Below are 378 nucleotides of genomic sequence, written 5' to 3'. Positions count from 1 at the left end.
ACCCGGGGCGGTTCACTTGCGTGTATTCCCCGCGCTTTCGCAGATCCATCAGCATGACCTCAGCCTTGCTGTAAGCAAAGCCCGGCCTGTAAATGCTTTCCAACGCACGCAGTGCATGCCTTGTCAGCACCCGCACATCATCGGTTGGGTAGTCGGGTGTAATGGTGGCCGAATTGGCGTATTTGGGGCCGTCCCCGTGGAACGAGGTCTGTATACCGATACGCAGCACACAGCATAACGAACGCTGCTTACGAAGCTTCTCAGCGGCCTTGTGAATGTATGTGGCCAGTGCCTGTCCAAGTCCCTCAATCGTGTTGACCCGCTGGCCGAACATCTTGCTTGAGCAAATGGTTTGTTTGTTGTCAACGCCAACCAAAA

1 protein-coding gene is annotated in these 378 nt (G+C 55.0%); it reads right to left on the bottom strand.

Going from position 1 to position 378, the window contains the following annotated elements; translation table 11 throughout:
- Positions 1 to 378: DinB/UmuC family translesion DNA polymerase (locus tag ALO64_RS03935; RefSeq protein WP_456238958.1), on the bottom strand; the 378-nt coding region annotated here is incomplete at both ends.

Origin of the sequence: Pseudomonas meliae (assembly GCF_001400515.1) — a bacterium.
GTDB classification, from domain to species: Bacteria; Pseudomonadota; Gammaproteobacteria; order Pseudomonadales; family Pseudomonadaceae; genus Aquipseudomonas; species Aquipseudomonas amygdali.
The sequence above is the reverse complement of the archived record's forward strand: the minus strand, read 5'-3'. Positions and strand labels throughout refer to the sequence as shown.